Source organism: Capnocytophaga haemolytica, from assembly GCF_001553545.1.
Taxonomy (GTDB): Bacteria; Bacteroidota; Bacteroidia; order Flavobacteriales; family Flavobacteriaceae; genus Capnocytophaga; species Capnocytophaga haemolytica.
Genome location: NZ_CP014227.1, coordinates 170490 through 186926, shown reverse-complemented (window position 1 = coordinate 186926; position 16437 = coordinate 170490). Strand labels below are relative to the sequence as shown.

General features: G+C 45.5%; 15 protein-coding genes. 9 read left to right on the top strand and 6 right to left on the bottom strand.

The genetic code is table 11. The features are described 5' to 3' along the window. Positions 1 to 116: 116 nt before the first annotated feature. From AXF12_RS00870 to obgE, 8 genes are all read left to right on the top strand, one after another. On the top strand, positions 117 to 2447 hold the full coding sequence (locus tag AXF12_RS00870) for a family 65 glycosyl hydrolase domain-containing protein (protein ID WP_066427752.1): 2331 nt from the start codon (positions 117 to 119) through the stop codon (positions 2445 to 2447). A gap of 478 nt (positions 2448 to 2925) precedes the next feature. After that, positions 2926 to 3750, top strand: coding sequence for a thymidylate synthase (locus tag AXF12_RS00865; RefSeq protein ID WP_066427750.1), 825 nt, complete (start codon positions 2926 to 2928; stop codon positions 3748 to 3750). Positions 3751 to 3836: 86 nt separating this feature from the next. Then, positions 3837 to 5081, top strand: coding sequence for an alpha/beta hydrolase (locus tag AXF12_RS00860; RefSeq protein ID WP_066427749.1), 1245 nt, complete (start codon positions 3837 to 3839; stop codon positions 5079 to 5081). Further along, on the top strand, positions 5082 to 5630 hold the full coding sequence (gene rfbC, locus AXF12_RS00855; RefSeq protein ID WP_066427747.1) for a dTDP-4-dehydrorhamnose 3,5-epimerase: 549 nt from the start codon (positions 5082 to 5084) through the stop codon (positions 5628 to 5630). It abuts the gene before it with no gap. Positions 5631 to 5879: 249 nt separating this feature from the next. Then, entirely contained in the window at positions 5880 to 6515 is a 636-nt protein-coding gene (locus AXF12_RS00850) for a peroxiredoxin (protein WP_066427745.1), read from the top strand. Positions 6516 to 6863: 348 nt separating this feature from the next. Next, positions 6864 to 7544 (top strand): hypothetical protein, encoded by a 681-nt coding sequence (locus tag AXF12_RS00845; protein WP_066427743.1) that lies wholly within the window; start codon positions 6864 to 6866, stop codon positions 7542 to 7544. A gap of 55 nt (positions 7545 to 7599) precedes the next feature. Beyond that, a complete protein-coding gene (locus tag AXF12_RS11840; protein WP_074860853.1) occupies positions 7600 to 8715 on the top strand; it encodes an adenylate kinase in 1116 nt (371 codons plus the stop codon). Next, a complete protein-coding gene (obgE, locus tag AXF12_RS00835; protein WP_066427741.1) occupies positions 8715 to 9713 on the top strand; it encodes a GTPase ObgE in 999 nt (332 codons plus the stop codon). The genes AXF12_RS11840 and obgE overlap by 1 nt, the downstream gene beginning before the upstream one ends. Positions 9714 to 9791: 78 nt before the next feature. On the opposite strand, the gene AXF12_RS00830 is transcribed toward obgE, so the two are convergent. Then, complete coding sequence (locus tag AXF12_RS00830; protein WP_074860850.1) at positions 9792 to 10568, bottom strand: superoxide dismutase; 777 nt, start codon at positions 10566 to 10568, stop codon at positions 9792 to 9794. Between the two features lie 131 nt (positions 10569 to 10699). Here AXF12_RS00830 and AXF12_RS00825 point away from each other — a divergent pair, with 131 nt between their 5' ends. Continuing rightward, positions 10700 to 12028 (top strand): UDP-glucose dehydrogenase family protein, encoded by a 1329-nt coding sequence (locus AXF12_RS00825; protein WP_066427740.1) that lies wholly within the window; start codon positions 10700 to 10702, stop codon positions 12026 to 12028. A gap of 55 nt (positions 12029 to 12083) precedes the next feature. On the opposite strand, the gene AXF12_RS00820 is transcribed toward AXF12_RS00825, so the two are convergent. The 5 genes from AXF12_RS00820 to AXF12_RS00800 all read right to left on the bottom strand — a co-directional run bounded on the left by AXF12_RS00820 (position 12084) and on the right by AXF12_RS00800 (position 16418). Next, on the bottom strand, positions 12084 to 12578 hold the full coding sequence (locus AXF12_RS00820) for a metallophosphoesterase family protein (protein ID WP_066427735.1): 495 nt from the start codon (positions 12576 to 12578) through the stop codon (positions 12084 to 12086). Next, positions 12575 to 13330 carry a ribonuclease III gene (rnc, locus tag AXF12_RS00815; protein WP_066427734.1) on the bottom strand — a complete coding sequence of 252 codons (756 nt, stop codon included), beginning with the start codon at positions 13328 to 13330 and terminating at the stop codon, positions 12575 to 12577. Before rnc ends, AXF12_RS00820 begins: the two co-directional genes overlap by 4 nt. 6 nt (positions 13331 to 13336) lie before the next feature. Continuing rightward, positions 13337 to 14587: a beta-ketoacyl-ACP synthase II gene (gene fabF, locus AXF12_RS00810; protein ID WP_066427733.1), complete on the bottom strand. Its 1251-nt coding sequence runs from the start codon at positions 14585 to 14587 to the stop codon at positions 13337 to 13339. A 102-nt stretch (positions 14588 to 14689) separates the two neighbouring features. Continuing rightward, the gene (locus AXF12_RS00805) at positions 14690 to 14926 is read right to left on the bottom strand and encodes an acyl carrier protein (RefSeq protein WP_002675303.1); all 237 of its coding nucleotides are present in this window, start codon (positions 14924 to 14926) and stop codon (positions 14690 to 14692) included. Positions 14927 to 15263: 337 nt separating this feature from the next. After that, positions 15264 to 16418: a hypothetical protein gene (locus AXF12_RS00800; RefSeq protein WP_066427732.1), complete on the bottom strand. Its 1155-nt coding sequence runs from the start codon at positions 16416 to 16418 to the stop codon at positions 15264 to 15266. Positions 16419 to 16437: the final 19 nt, after the last annotated feature.

Here is a 16437-nt window from a genome sequence, read left to right as displayed (position 1 = left end):
GCAGCGAGAAGCAAGTAGTGAGCTAAATGCTACTTGCTTCTCGCTTTTTTTCTACTTTTCTTATTTCTAATTCTCTAAAAAAGTTGTACCTTTGTAGCCTCAAAACAATTCATAGAATGCATCAAGATTATATATTGCCCGATCCGTGGTGTATCATCGAAGAGGGCTTTGACCCTAAGCGGGTTACACGCAGTGAGAGTATCTTCTCGCTGGGCAACGGTACGCACGGTGGGCGCGCGACTTTTGAGGAGCTATACAGTGGTGAGAGTTTCCAAGGCAGCTATATCGGTGGGGTGTATTACCCTGATAAAACCAAAGTAGGCTGGTGGAAAAACGGTTATCCTGAGTATTTTGCCAAGGTGCTCAACGCTCCTTCGTGGATCGGTATCAATGTGTATATCAATGGAGAACCCTTAGACCTGAATACTTGTGCCACAGTGCGCTATTTCCGCCGTGAACTCAATATGAAAGAGGGCGTCTATCGGCGGACTTTTGTAGTGGTATTGCACAATGGGGTAGAAGTAGCGGTAAAGGTAACGCGCTTTTTGAGTCTGTCCCACGATGATTTGGGGGCGATTCGCTATGAAGTTACGCCCCTTATAGCTCCCAAAGGCGAGGCGGTAGCCATTCGCTTTGAACCCTATTTGGATAGTGGCATTACTAACCACGATAGCAATTGGGAAGAACACTTTTGGGAGACTGATGAAACAAAACTAACGGGGCAAAGGGCGTTTATCACCACACATACAAAGAAGACTGACTTTAAGGTGGTTACCTTTCAGCGGACGGAAGTGTGGAGTGGAGAAGAAACCATTATAAAGCCCCATCATACAGATACCTACATATCGTTGAACTACCTCACCCAAGTGTCTGTGGGGGATACGGTCTATCTTGAAAAGTTCGGAGGTTATGTGTCGTCCTTTAAATACGGCGATACAGACCTACTCACCATAGCCAAGGAGCGCGTACAAGCGGTTGTAAACTTGGGCTTTGATGGCTTGCTCGCTCAGCAACAGCACGATTGGGCAGCAATATGGGAGCGGGCTGACATTACCATCGAGGGCGATGTGAAGGCACAACAGGCAATACGCTTTAATATCTTTCAGCTCAATCAAACCTACCTCGGCGGTAAGGGACTGAATATAGGTCCCAAGGGCTTTACGGGCGAGAAGTACGGTGGTAGCACCTATTGGGATACGGAGGCTTATTGTATGCCTTTCTACACTGCAACTAAGAATGAGGTGGTGGCGCGGCAGCTGCTGGAATATCGGTACAATCAGTTGCCACAGGCGATTGCCAATGCTGAGAAGTTAGGTTTTACGGGGGGTGCGGCTCTTTATCCTATGGTAACGATGAATGGAGAGGAGTGCCATAATGAATGGGAAATCACCTTTGAGGAGATACACCGCAATGGGGCAATCGCTTATGCCATAGACCGCTATGTGCGTTACACAGGTGATAGGGATTATCTACGAGAGAAGGGCATTGATGTGCTGGTGGGCATTGCACGCTTTTGGGCACAGCGGGTAAACTTCTCTGAAGAGAAGCAGCGGTATGTTATTTTGGGGGTTACGGGGCCTAATGAGTATGAGAATAACGTCAATAACAACTTTTACACAAACTATATTGCGGCGTGGTGCTTGCGCTACGCGAGCTTTGAGCTACGAGCTTTGAGCTTTGAGGAGTCAGAGGTCAGAGAGCGGTTGGGGGTTACTGAAAAGGAGGTGCAGGGCTGGCTACGGATTGCTGAGGAGATGTATTATCCTTATTCTGAAAAGTATGGCGTTTATTTGCAACAAGAGGGTTTCTTAGATAAGGAACTGAAGCCTACAAGTGTGATCCCTACAGAGCAAAGACCTATCAATCAGCATTGGTCGTGGGATAGGATATTGCGATCACCTTACATCAAGCAGGCGGATACGTTGCAGGGTTTTTACTTCTTTGAGGATGATTTCAGCGAGGAGGCACTCAGGCGGCATTATGAGTTTTACGAGCCTTTTACGGTGCACGAGTCGTCGCTCTCGCCTTGTGTACACAGCATTCTTGCAGCGCGCTTGGGTAAAGAAGATGATGCTTATTGGCTATACCTACGCACGGCACGCCTTGACCTCGACGACTATAACCACGAAGTGCACGAAGGGCTACACATCACCTCAATGGCGGGCACTTGGATGAGCGTTGTTGAGGGCTTTGGAGGTATGCGTGTAAAAGATGGTAAACTGCACTTTGCACCTATCCTGCCCAAGGAATGGCAAGGCTATTCTTTCAAAATAAACTTTAGAAATCAAATACTTAAGATAGAGATCAGAGGTCAGAGATCAGAAGGCAGAGAGCAGAGATCAGAGACCAGAGGACAGAGACCAGAGGTGTCTTTTGAAGTTGATAAAGGAACGTTGGAGGTTGTGTTGTATGGGGAGGTAGTAAAGGTGGAAGCTAAATCAAATTGATTTTTACCATATTCTTATCAAAATCGACTTGTAATTGAATAATATGTAATTCATAATAATACTAAAATACTTCCTTTTTAGTTAGGAGGAAAGTCCGTGTTGCATCCGTACTGGTACCGTATTGCAACCGTAGTTGCTCTTACCTTCCTCTTACCTTGCTCTTAGGTTCCTCCTATGGAGAGGGGTTAGGGATGAGTGTTTAGTGGTTAGAATGTTGAGGGATGATGTTGTGTTGTGGTATTGTTAAAAAGATGCTGCAAAAGTATAAAATAATTCATTATCTGCAAAAATTTTGTGATGGTATTTTTGCCAACCTATGATGAGCGTGTAATGGGTGTTGTTGTATCTGATTGATCGTTAGTGATATGAGGAGGTTTGTGCGTGTTGCATTTGATGTGTTTACCTTTGGAATAGAGATGGCTTAATTTGCACAATAACTAAAAAATTAGTACTTTTGCGCGCTCATTAAAAGAATATTATGCAGGCATATCACGATTTATTAAAGTATATTTTAACAAAAGGCTATTCAAAGGACGACCGTACGGGCACAGGCACCACCAGCGTCTTCGGCTATCAAATGCGCTTTGACCTCAACCAAGGCTTCCCTTTGCTAACCACTAAGAAGATTCACCTCAAATCGGTGATATACGAGTTGTTGTGGTTCCTCAAAGGCGATACCAACATCAACTATCTCACCGAGCACGGTGTGCGTATATGGAACGAGTGGGCGGATGCACAGGGCGATTTAGGACCCGTGTACGGACACCAATGGCGCAATTGGAACAGCGAAGGCATTGACCAACTCAGTGAGGTGGTGCACACCCTCAAGGCGAACCCCGACAGCCGCCGCATTATCGTTACGGCGTGGAACCCCTCGGTGTTGCCCGACACCTCAAAGAGCTTTGCCGAGAATGTCGCCAATGGCAAAGCAGCACTGCCGCCCTGCCACGCGCTATTTCAGTTCTACGTAGCCGAAGGACGCCTTTCGTGCCAGCTCTATCAACGCAGTGCCGACGCCTTCCTCGGGGTGCCCTTTAATATCGCCTCGTATGCCCTGCTGACAATGATGCTCGCCCAAGTGTGCGGATTGCAGTTAGGCGATTTTGTCCACACTTTTGGCGATGTGCATATCTACAACAACCACCGCACGCAGGTCGACCTATTGCTCAGCCGCACGCCACGCAAGTTGCCCACGATGCACCTCAACCCAGCAAAGACCGATATTTTCAGCTTCGATTACGCCGATTTCACCCTCGAGGGCTACGATCCTTACCCTACGATTAAGGCAGCGGTAGCCGTCTGAGAAATGTTAAATATTCTTAAAAAAACATACTACGTAAATTATTCTTACTACTTTTGTAGCTTTCTAACAAAAAAATAATACCACTGATGAAGAAATTAATAACACTATTCATCCTTTTGGTGATGGGGCAAAATGCCTTTTCACAGATTACTACCGAGACCTTCTCTTCGGGTAGACTTAACCGCAAGCAGAAGATCGCTATTTACAAACCCGAAAAATACTCCGACAAGGACACCTATCCACTGTTGGTAGTGCTCGGGGCAGAAACGCTGATGGAGCCTGTGGTGTCGGCAGTGCGCTACTACGAGGGCTATGGCGATATGCCTAAGTGCATCGTCGTTGGGGTGATTGATGCCAACCCTGAGGATGTAACCATCATCGATGAGGTAGCCCACCCTATGAACGAGTCGGCGCGCTTCTTTGAATTTGTGTCGGCAGAGTTAGTGCCTTACATCCAAGGGAAGTTCCCCATAGCGAGCCTCAAAGGGATTATCGCTACTGACGAGGCAGGCTTTTTGGCAAATTACTATCTCTTGCAGCAAAAGCCTACTTTTAACTTCTTCGTGAGCCTCAATCCGATAGGCACACCACGCATTGGCGAGGAAATAGCACAGGCTTTGGCAGCAGGCTCAAACCACCGCATTGTTTACTATATGGCGACTACCGATGTTGAAAATAAAAAGAACTACGAGCGCGTGGTGCAGCTCGAGAAAAGTATCCGCACTATGCCCGTGCACGCTACCGTCAATTACTATTTTGAAGAGTTTAAAAACCTTTCCATCAATGCAGTAAACCTCAACGGTATTGCTCGCGCGCTCGATTATTGCTTTGACATCTATAAGCCTATCGGTGGCAAGGAGTTCAAAACCAAGATAGAGCCGCTTGAAACGGGCATCTTTGATTACTTAGAAAAGAAATACCAAACCATTTACGACTACCTCGGGGTAAAGAAGAAACCTACGCTCAACGATGTGATGGCTACCTACACTGCCATTACGCGCTCACAGGATTGGGAGTCGCTGCAAAAGCTGGCTAAATACGTCGGCGATAACGGCTACTTCAAAACCGCTATGCCCGATTTCTTCTTAGCTGAATACTACGAGAAGACGGGCGACAACAAGAAGGCACTTAAAACCTATCAGAAATCGTATACACAGCCCAGCATCGACTTTATTACGGGCGACTTAATCTCTGAGAGAATCACCCGAATGAAGGGCACCAGAACGCCTAAGAAGAGCAAAAAAGAAGTAGTACCTGAGGTGCAGGAAGAAGTGCAACCTACCGAAGAGGTGAAACCCGATGAGGTAAAAGAAGAAGTAAAGCAAGAATAGATGAATGTGATTAAAACCGCCTTAGAAGGTGTAGTGATTATTGAGCCACGGGTGTTTGCCGATGCGCGTGGCTATTTCTTTGAGTCGTTTTCGCAGCAGCGTTTCGCCGAGCAGGTGTGCGATGTGCGTTTTGTGCAGGACAACGAGTCGAAATCGAGCTATGGGGTGCTACGCGGGCTCCACTTTCAGAAACCACCCCACACCCAAGCCAAGCTCGTGCGCGTGGTGAAAGGTGCTGTGCTTGACGTAGCCGTTGATTTGCGAAAAGCCTCGCCCACCTTTGGCAAGTACGCCGCCGTAGAGCTCACCGAGGATAACAAACGCCAATTCTTCATTCCTCACGGCTTTGCTCACGGCTTTGTGGTGCTCAGTCCAGAGGCAATATTCCAATACAAATGCGATGCCTATTACGCCTCCACAAGCGAAGGAAGCCTGCGCTGGGACGACCCCACTATCGCCATTGATTGGCATATTCCCCACAGCGATATCATCCTATCTGAGAAAGATAAAGACGCACCTTTGCTCAAAGACCTTGATTTTTATTTTTAATGCGGATTACTTGTTTATCATCAGTGTAAAGTACAAGAGCACAGAGGAGAATTTATCTCCTTTGTGCTCTTATTTTTGTGAGCTATTTGAAAGAAAGTAACTTATTTATAAGTATGAAAATCAGCTATTTGTAAAAAATATAATGAAAACTTATCTTTCTATAAGTTAATTCAATCAAATAACACTTTCCTCCTAAAGAAAACGCCCTACTTTTGCACCCGAAAACAAGATCAAAAAACACAAGAATATATGTCATTTGTAGGAAAGAAATTCCCCAATATCGAAGTAAACGCGATGAATGATTTGGGCGAAACATTTAAAATCAATGTATTTGCAGAAGCAGTAAACAATAAAAAGAAAGTTTTACTGTTCTGGTATCCAAAGGATTTCACTTTTGTATGTCCGACAGAGCTACACGCTTTTCAAGCAGCTCTTGCTGAGTTTGAAAAGCGCAATGTAAAGGTGATCGGTGCCTCTTGCGACACTGCCGAAGTGCACTTCGCTTGGCTTAATACCCCTAAGAAACAGGGAGGTATTGAAGGGGTAACTTATCCGCTACTGGCTGATACTAACCGCAATCTGGCACGCACACTTGGTATTCTCGACGCAGAAGAGATATATGACGAGGCTGCTAATGCATATTTCTATGAAGGCGACGACGTTACCTACCGTGCTACTTACCTCATTGATGAGGATGGGAAGGTGTTCCACGAAAGTATCAACGATATGCCATTAGGGCGCAATGTAAGTGAGTACCTTCGTTTGGTAGACGCTTACGCTCACGTACAGCAATATGGCGAGGTGTGCCCAGCCAACTGGCAAGAAGGTAAGGAGGCTATGCACGCTGACCGTAAAGGTGTTGCCGACTACCTATCATCACATTAAAATCATCACTAATACATACACTTTTAGTCTCCCCAAACACCCAAATAGGGGAGGCTGTTCTATAACTTTATTATTAAATTATTAATGACACACAGTGTATATCACTACACTAAAAAACTCAACACTAAAAAGTAAATTATTATTTCTTTCACTAACTAAAAAACAAAAAAGGCAGCCCACTAAGAGCTGTCTTTTTTGGTATAGTGAGGAAGAAATGACCTTATAACCCCTCGTTTTGTGCTTTTATAGGGCAAACTTCTATAAGTAAAAAATTTTATTAATTTTATTTTGTCAGTAAATAAAATAGCCGTACCTTTGCCAAATAATTCAAAAAGAAAACGCATATTAATGAATACAAAGATTACTATCCCTGCTCTTGTATGGCTCACATTAATAGCCTGCAAAAGCAACAATAATGAAGAAATCACCGTTGACGCTGATGCTGCAGCCAATACTGAGATAGCTGAAGCACAACGCGATAAGAGCGCTGAACCCAAGGAGCTTTTGCGTCAAGTAACACCTTCACAACGGCAGGTGCAGGCGCCTCAAACTACCGTAATGCTCAATCCTCCTCACGGGCAGCCAGGGCACCGTTGCGACATCGCTGTGGGGGCACCGCTGCCTAATGATAGCAATGTGATCGCACAAGCCTCCTCACAAGCGCGCCCTGTGGGGCAAGGCGAAGCAATGCCTGCGGTTTCAGATGGCACTCAGGTGCAATACGTGCAGGTAGCACAGTCGCAGCCCACCTACGTGGGCAAGAAAGGTGAAAAACTCAATCCACCTCACGGACAGCCAGGGCACCGCTGTGATATTCCTGTAGGCGCGCCACTGAGTAGTAAGCCCGTAGCACAAGCAGCTTCACAAGGGGCACAACCCACAGTAACACAACAACAAGTGGTTATTCCACCTGACCCCAACGGACGCAAAGTGGGGGTTACAGAAGAAGGTTTCTCAGGCAAACCCAATCCACCACACGGGCAACCAGGACATAGATGTGATATTGCCGTAGGAGAAACGCTGCCTTAGTTGGCTGCTTTTAGTCCTAAAAACTGATATTATCAATCATTAAACATTTATAAAATTGGAAATCATTAAAATACGCGACAAAGCCTTTGAGCCTTACGTTACTGCTGACGAACTGCAAGAGATTGCCGAGCGTTTGGCAAGCGAAGTGCGCACCGACTTAGATGGGCGCGTGCCGCTCTTTGTGGTAGTGCTTAATGGGGCTTTTATGTTTGCTGCCGACTTTATCCGCCACTACAATGCCGACTGCGAAATTAGCTTTGTGAAAATGTCTTCCTATCAAGGTATGCATTCTACGGGTAAGGTAAAGCAACTCATCGGATTAGATGTAGATGTAGAAGGGCGTGATGTGGTGATTCTCGAAGACATTATCGATACGGGGAACACCTTGGAGGAACTCTACCGCATCTTTGAAGATAAGAAGGTAGCCTCACTGCGCATCGCTACGCTCTTCTTTAAGCCTGATGCTTATAAAAAAACACTTAAAATAGACTATGTGGGCAAACCTATCCCTAACCGCTTTATTCTCGGCTACGGGCTCGATTTCGATGGGCTGGCACGAAATCTTCCGCAAGTATATCAATTAAACACATCAATGACAAATATCGTACTCTTTGGCAAACCTGGGGCTGGCAAAGGCACCCAAGCAGCCTTCCTGAAAGACAAATACAACTTAGTGCATATCTCCACAGGAGATCTCTTCCGCTATAACATCAGTAACGCCACTAAGCTCGGCAAGCTGGCACAATCGTATATCGATCGCGGGGATTTAGTGCCTGATGAAGTAACCATACAAATGCTGCAAGAGGAAGTGGAAAAGAACCCTGAGGCAGAAGGCTTCCTCTTTGATGGTTTCCCACGCACCATAGCACAGGCAGAGGCTTTAGACGCTTTCTTAGAAGGCAAAGGAATGAGTATCCGCGCTACCGTAGCCTTAGAGGCTGACGATGAAGTACTCGTAAAGCGCATCGTAGAACGCGGAAAGGTAAGCGGCCGTGCTGACGATCAGGATGAAACCAAAATACGCAACCGCTTTGTGGAATACAACGAGAAGACTGCCCCTCTGATGGATTACTACAAAAAGCAGGGTAAATATCACTCCGTAGATGGTATTGGCACCATTGAAGAGATCACCAAGCGCCTATCCGACACTATCGACACCATTAAAGGCTAATGACCGAAGGCAATTTCACCGACTACGTAAAGGTTTACGCCGCCTCTGGCAACGGGGGCAAGGGGTCTATGCACCTACATCGCGAAAAATTTATTGCTAAGGGAGGCCCTGATGGGGGCGATGGCGGCAGAGGGGGGCATATCATCATACGCGGCAATAAAAACCTATGGACACTCATTCACTTCAAGTTCCAAAAGCATTTCCAAGCGGGGCACGGCGAGAGTGGTGGAGCTAACCGTAGCACAGGTGCCGATGGTGAAGATGTATACTTGGAGGTACCACTGGGTACCATCGTAAAAGACGCTGAGACTGAGGAAATACTGCTTGAGATCACCGAAGATGGGCAAGAGCTCATCGCCTTGCGTGGTGGCAAAGGTGGCTTAGGCAATTGGCACTTTCGCACGGCTACCAATCAAACGCCGCGCTATGCACAGCCAGGGCTTGCTGGTGAAGAGCGCGAGCTGCTCTTAGAGCTTAAAGTGCTTGCTGATGTGGGCTTTGTAGGCTTTCCTAATGCTGGGAAATCAACCCTGCTCTCAGTGATTACCTCTGCTAAACCCAAAATTGGTGATTACCCTTTCACCACGCTGAAGCCTAACTTAGGCATCGTGGAATACAGAGACTATAAGTCGTTTGTGGTGGCTGATATCCCTGGTATTATCGAAGGGGCTGCAGAAGGCAAAGGTTTGGGGCATTACTTCCTCCGCCATATAGAACGTAATTCGGTGCTATTGTTCCTCATTCCTGCTGATAGTAAGGACATCGTAGAGGAGTACCACGTATTGCTCAATGAACTATCGGAGTACAACCCTGAGTTGTTGGACAAAGAGCGGCTGATAGCTATCTCCAAGAGCGATATGCTCGATGAAGAGCTTACAGAGGCAATAAAAGCAGATATTAAAGACAAGTTAGAAGGTACACCTTTCCTATTTATCTCATCAGTATCAGGGAAAGGCATCGCACAGTTAAAAGACAAACTCTGGGCGATGATACAGTAAAACACATATATAAAGATAAGGCTGGTAAAAGTGTTTTTAAAAACCACTCTTACCAGCCTTTTCTATATCTTCTAAAAACTATTTAGCTGATTGGTAAAGTTCAGCTACTTTGTTCCAATCAATGACGTTGAAGAAGTTCGCAATATAGTCACCGCGCTTATTCTGATATTTCAAGTAATAAGCGTGCTCCCACACATCCATTGCAAGGATAGGCGTCCCTGATACCTCCAAATTAGGCATCAATGGACAATCTTGGTTGGCAGTACTTACCACTTGCAGCTTGCCATCTTTCACCACAAGCCAAGCCCAGCCCGATCCAAAGCGTTTCGCACCCGCATCTGAAAAAGCCTTCTTAAAATTCTCAAAACTGCCAAAATCACGCTTAATAGCCTCTGCTAATGCCCCAGTAGGTTCTCCACCCCCTTTAGGCGAAATAAGCCCAAAATAAAGCGTATGGTTGTAATATCCACCTGCGTTATTTCGTAGGGCAGCATTGCTCATATCCATTGTTTTAAGCACTTCTTCGATAGATTGCTTCGCTTGTGGCTTGCCTTCCACAGCCTTGTTGAGATTGTTCAGATAGCCCACGTAGTGCTTTGAAAAGTGGATGAACATTGTTTCGGCATCGATATAAGTGTCGACAGCATCGTAAGCGTAAGGTAGCGTTACGAGCTTAAAAGCTCCTGCTTCGGCTTTTACGTCCGAAGGATTGCCGTAAGGGTTTGCCTTCTTAGCAGAAGTCATAGCCTTAGGGCTCTGGTTCTTTACTTGTTTCTTCTGAGCGTAAAGCTCACCAGTGGTGCATACCGTAGCCAAGGCTAAGGCACACACAGCGATTGTGTTTTTTAATTTCATTAGTGATAAATTTTTTGCAAAAGTATATAAAAGTTTTGAATAAACACTTCTCTATAAGAAGATTTGTCTATCTCATAGCGTTAGTATTTCTAATAAAATTGTATCTTTGCCGAAATTTAGCAACTGAATATATGAGAATAGCAGTGATAGGCACAGGATATGTAGGCTTAGTATCAGGCACTTGCTTTGCTGAAATGGGCAATAGTGTTACCTGTGTAGATGTCGATAAGCACAAAATACAACGCCTCCGCGAGGGGATTGTCCCCATTTACGAACCAGGTTTAGAGGCAATGGTGCAACGCAATGTAGCCAGTAAGAACCTCTTTTTCACCACAGAGCTTGGCGAAGCGCTCCACAATGCTGAAATAGCTTTTATCGCCGTAGGCACCCCTATGGGCGATGATGGCTCAGCCGACTTGCAATATGTGTTGTCAGTGGCAAAGCAAATTGGAGAGGTGATGCAGGGAGAGCTCATCGTCGTTGATAAATCAACGGTGCCCGTGGGTACTGCCGATAAGGTACGAGTCACCATTGCTGCTGCCCTTAAGAAGCGTGGTGTAGACATCCCTTTTGAGGTAGTCTCTAACCCTGAGTTTCTTAAAGAAGGCAAGGCTGTCCCTGATTTTATGAAGCCCGATAGGGTGGTTATAGGCGCTGAGAGTGAAGCTGCTTTTAAGAAGATGCGTACCCTCTATGCGCCTTTCTTTATGCAGCACGACGGCTTTATTGCGATGGATATCCGTTCGGCAGAGATGACCAAGTACGCTTCCAATGCGATGCTCGCTACAAAAATCTCTTTTATGAACGAAATAGCTAACATCTGCGAGCGCGTTGGTGCCGATGTCAATAAGGTACGCATTGGAATTGGCTCGGATACACGCATTGGCTATAGCTTTATCTATCCAGGATGCGGATACGGAGGCTCTTGCTTTCCAAAAGATGTGTTAGCATTGAAGAAGTTAGCCGAAGAAGTACATTACGAGGCAGAGCTCATTTCCGCTGTTGACAATGTGAATAATCGTCAGAAATACGTCATAGCTCAGAAGGTAATCGCACGCTTTGGTGAAGACCTCCGCGAGCGCACTTTTGCCGTCTGGGGGCTCTCTTTTAAGCCTGAAACTGATGATATGCGTGAGGCACCTGCTATCTACGTTATCAAGGAATTAGCCAAGCGAGGAGCGCACATTCGCGCTTACGACCCCAAGGCAGTGTACGAGGCAAAGGCTTGCTACCTCAAAGACGTCCCTGTGGATTATGTCGAAAGTAAATATGATGCACTTAAAGAAGCCGATGCAATGATTCTACTCACTGAGTGGAAAGAGTTCCGCTCACCCGACTTTGATGAAGTTGCTAAGCTCCTCAAAGAAAAAGTAATCTTCGACGGACGAAATCAGTATAACTCTTTCAACCTTCCTCAAAAAGGTTTTGAGTATATCCAAATAGGTTACGGAAGAAAATAATAAGTTTTTTATATATCAACAAGCACTTAGAGAGGATCATTACCGCTTTAAGTGCTTATTTTTTGCCGCTCAATTCAATAATCTCTAAGTTTTTTACTTCGCCCTTATTGAGCTCAAAGCGCAGCATTGTGCGCACCGTTTGCCACCCGTGAAGCCCCGCGGCACCAGGGTTGAGGTGCAGTAGTTGGTATTTCTTGTCGTACATCACCTTTAAGATGTGCGAGTGCCCTGAAATAAATAGCTTAGGGTGCTCTTTCTCAATGTATTGCTTAGCTAAGGGCGTGTATTTATTAGGATAACCACCAATGTGCACCATCAGCACTTTTACACCTTCCACCGTGAAGCAGTTTACCTCAGGGAATGCGCTGCGGATAGTAGCATCGTCAATATTGCCATAAACGCCCCTGAGCGGCTTGACTGCCTCAATAGCTTCAATCACTTGCAGCGAACCAAAGTCACCACAGTGCCACACCTCATCTGCCTGAGCGATGTAGTGCAGCATTCGCTCATCAATGTAAGCGTGTGTGTCCGATAAAAGTACTATTTTCATTTCACATCTATTTTGCGATACTTACCTTCAATCTTGTAACACAGCCGTTTAGCGGCAAGCTCTTCTGCCTTCTTCTTTGAGGTAGCCCGTGCTTTGCTAATGCCTAACCCATTGACTTCCACCTTTGCCTTAAAGTATTTTGAGCCTGAGCAGTCTTCGTTATCTTCCTCAGCTTCTATCGAGAAGTCTTTTTTGTGCTTTTGGCACCATTCGATAAGCAGACTCTTATGGCTGATTACTTTTCCCTCTAAGCTCTTAATGTTGATGTTAGGTATAATTAGTTTACGCTCAATAAACTCAAAACACGCTTTGTAACCCCTGTCCAAGTAAATAGCCCCTACCAATGCCTCAAAGAGGTTTCCATTGATATGATTGCCGAGTTGCCTTGGTGAGAGTTTCGTACGCAAAAAGCCCAAGAGATTGAGCTCTTCCCCCAATTGATCGAGGTTGCGTCGCTCTACGATCTTTGAGCGCATTTTAGTGAGATAGCCCTCATCCTCTTGAGGGGCATTAGTGAAGATATAATCAGCAATTACCGCCCCCAGTATGGCATCCCCTAAGAATTCTAAACGTTCGTAGCTCTTGCGTCCTTCCTTCTGATACTGATATGAGGGGTGCGTAAAAGCCTCACTATAAAGCGATAAACGCTTAGGCTCAAAGCCCAAAAGCGTTTTAATCTTCAAATAAAAAACCCCGTCTTTCTTCCTTGAAGTAAGACGGGAGATATTAAATATTTTCTTAAAGTTTATCACAACTCCTTACACTGTCTTTTTAAATAGCAAACAAGCGTTATGACCTCCAAAGCCAAAAGTATTGCTCATCGCAACCTTCACATCGCGTTTCTGAGCCTTATTAAAGGTAAAATTAAGGCGTTGGTCGATCTTCTCATCAGGGTGTTCAAAGTTGATAGTAGGCGGCACTATACCGTGCTTAATCGCCAAGATAGAGGCTACGGCTTCGATAGCACCCGCAGCACCCAATAAATGCCCAGTCATTGACTTGGTAGAGTTGATGTTAATATCATATGCGTGCTCCCCAAACACCTCCAATACCGCTTTTGTCTCAGCGAGGTCGCCCAGTGGGGTAGAGGTGCCGTGCATATTGATCGCATCTACCTCGTCTATGCCTACACCTGCATCCTTAATGCAGTTGAGCATCACATTCTTAGCTCCTAAGCCCTCAGGGTGAGGCGCCGTCATATGGTAAGCATCGGCGGAGAGTCCACCCCCTGCCAATTCGCAGTAGATAGTAGCCCCACGTGCCACCGCATGCTCATATTCTTCAAGTATAATCGCTCCTGCACCCTCACCGAGCACAAACCCATCACGGGCAGCATCGAAAGGGCGTGAAGCCTTTGATGGATCTTCATTAAAAGTAGAAAGTGCGTGCAGCGCATTGAATCCGCCAATACCCGCAATGGTTACCGCAGCTTCCGAGCCTCCCGTTACGATCATATCCGCATAGCCAAAGCGAATGTAATTGAGCGAGTCAATCATCGCATTGGCAGCCGAAGCACACGCCGATACAGTCGTGAAGTTCGGACCTCTAAAGCCATACTTCATCGAGATAAGTCCCGAGGCAATATCAGCGATCATCTTAGGGATAAAGAACGGATTAAACCTCGGTGTGCCATCACCCCTTTCAAAGGCGATCACCTCATTCTGGAAAGTCTCCAAACCACCAATACCCGATCCCCAGATAACTCCCACACGGTCGTGATCCACCTTCTCAAGGTCAATCTTCGCATCGCGCACCGCCTCATCGGCAGTTACCATCGCATACTGAGTGAACTTATCCATCTTGCGCGCTTCCTTCTTGTCGATAAAATCCTCAACATTAAAGCCCTTTACTTCACAAGCAAACTGAGTCTTAAACTTTGAAGCGTCAAAGTGGGTAATAGGCGCAGCACCACTTTTGCCAGCCACCAAGCCTTCCCAATACGCCGAGGCAGTATTCCCAATCGGGGTAAGTGCCCCTATTCCTGTAACTACTACACGTCTTCTTTCCATATACGTTTTCAGTTTAGCATTTAGGTTCTTGCTTCTAAAAATCAAAAAGGTACTAAGCTATAAGCCAATCTCTTAGCTTATAGCCTACTACCTTTTAGCCAATTATTGCTTAGCGTCTTCGATGTATTTGATTGCCTGACCCACAGTCGCAATATTCTCTGCTTGGTCATCTGGGATTTGAATATCAAACTCTTTTTCAAACTCCATAATCAATTCAACGGTGTCTAATGAATCAGCTCCTAAATCGTTTGTGAAGCTTGCTTCAGCTGTTACTTCATTTTCATCTACGCCTAACTTATCTACGATAATGGCTTTAACTCTTGATGCAATGTCTGACATAATTTTCTTTATTTATAATTATAATTACTGAGCGCAAAAGTAGAAAAAAAAAATGAATCCCCAACCTTTTTTGTATGAATATCACAAAAAAATTCTTCATAATTCACTTAATTCTATTGACTTTCAGTAACTTAAAAAATCGAACCCAAAGCGTTTTTTCTCTAAATCCCCCTCGAATTTCTCTAAAAAACACAAAAATCACCTTCTATATAGGTGTCAAATCTCCCGAAAAATCATCCTGAAAAATACATCCTCCTCTATCGAAGCCCAAACGGATCGATAACGGATCAGTAACGGAACCACCCCCGATCGCTCCCGCTTCAATTCTCTTCTAAAATCAGATTCCCCGTCTGAAAGCCCTACATACCACCAGCATAAATACACCCGTGATAGTCAATAGAGCTGAAAACTCTGCCATACCAAACCCCCAATAACTGCCCACCGTCGCAGGGTAAACCATCAAGTAAAAGTCCAGAAAATGAGCCACTAAGATGACCGCCGCCATAGCAGCAACCCATCCTCGGCGAGCCTTCGCCCTACTGGAGATGAGTCCCACCAGAGGCACTGCGAACCCCAGCACAATCGTCGCTATGAGTAGTCCCTTATAGCCACCTAACAATCGTGGCACAAAATAAATAGCCTCCTCAGGAATATTTGCATACCATATCAATAAGAACTGTGAAAACCACAAATACGCCCAGAAAATCGAGAAAGCAAACAGATATTTCGCTAAGTCGTGCAAGTGGGTAGTACCTACCTCAGGCAGGTAGCTGCTCTTTTTTAAGAGAATAACTATTATAGTGAGCAACGCAATCCCTGATACAAAGAAACTACTCAGTACATACCACGCCCAAAGGGTGCTGTACCATTGGGGCTCTAGACTCATAAGCCAATCCCAGCTACTGAGCGATTCTGTGATGAAAAAAAACACTAAAAACCCTGCCGACAGCTTAAATAGTCGCTGTTCATACTTCACATTGAGAGTATGGGCGTAGGTGAGCGACGTCCTGCGGATATAATACCTAAAAGCGCTCCAGAGAAGAAGATACACCCCTGAACGCACCATAAAACCCGTTGGATTGAGAAAAGCCCGCTTACTTTTTAATACATCTGCGGTGGGGGAGGAGACTGCCTCCATCCAAGGGAATAACTTCGCATAGCCTAAGCAAGCTAAAACCAAAATAAGCCCTACCACAGCGCCGCCCCAAAAAATATAAGCACTAATGCCTTCCATTACACCGTTGAGAGGCTTGCTCCACTGGGATTTTGTAACTCGGTTGATACAATAAAACACCAGCACCCCTAATGCCATCAGCAAATAGAATAATGCCACAGTATACAAAGCTACCCACGGGCGATTTTGCAGCTCTTCAGCGTATGCCTGTGTGTTTCCCATTGCCTTGCCAAAGGAAAAGAAAAATCCAAGTAGACCTATTGCTATCATTAGCAAGGAAAGGTAGTTGAGCTTTTTATGAAAGATATACTTTTGCATAGACGGTCATTGTTAAGGA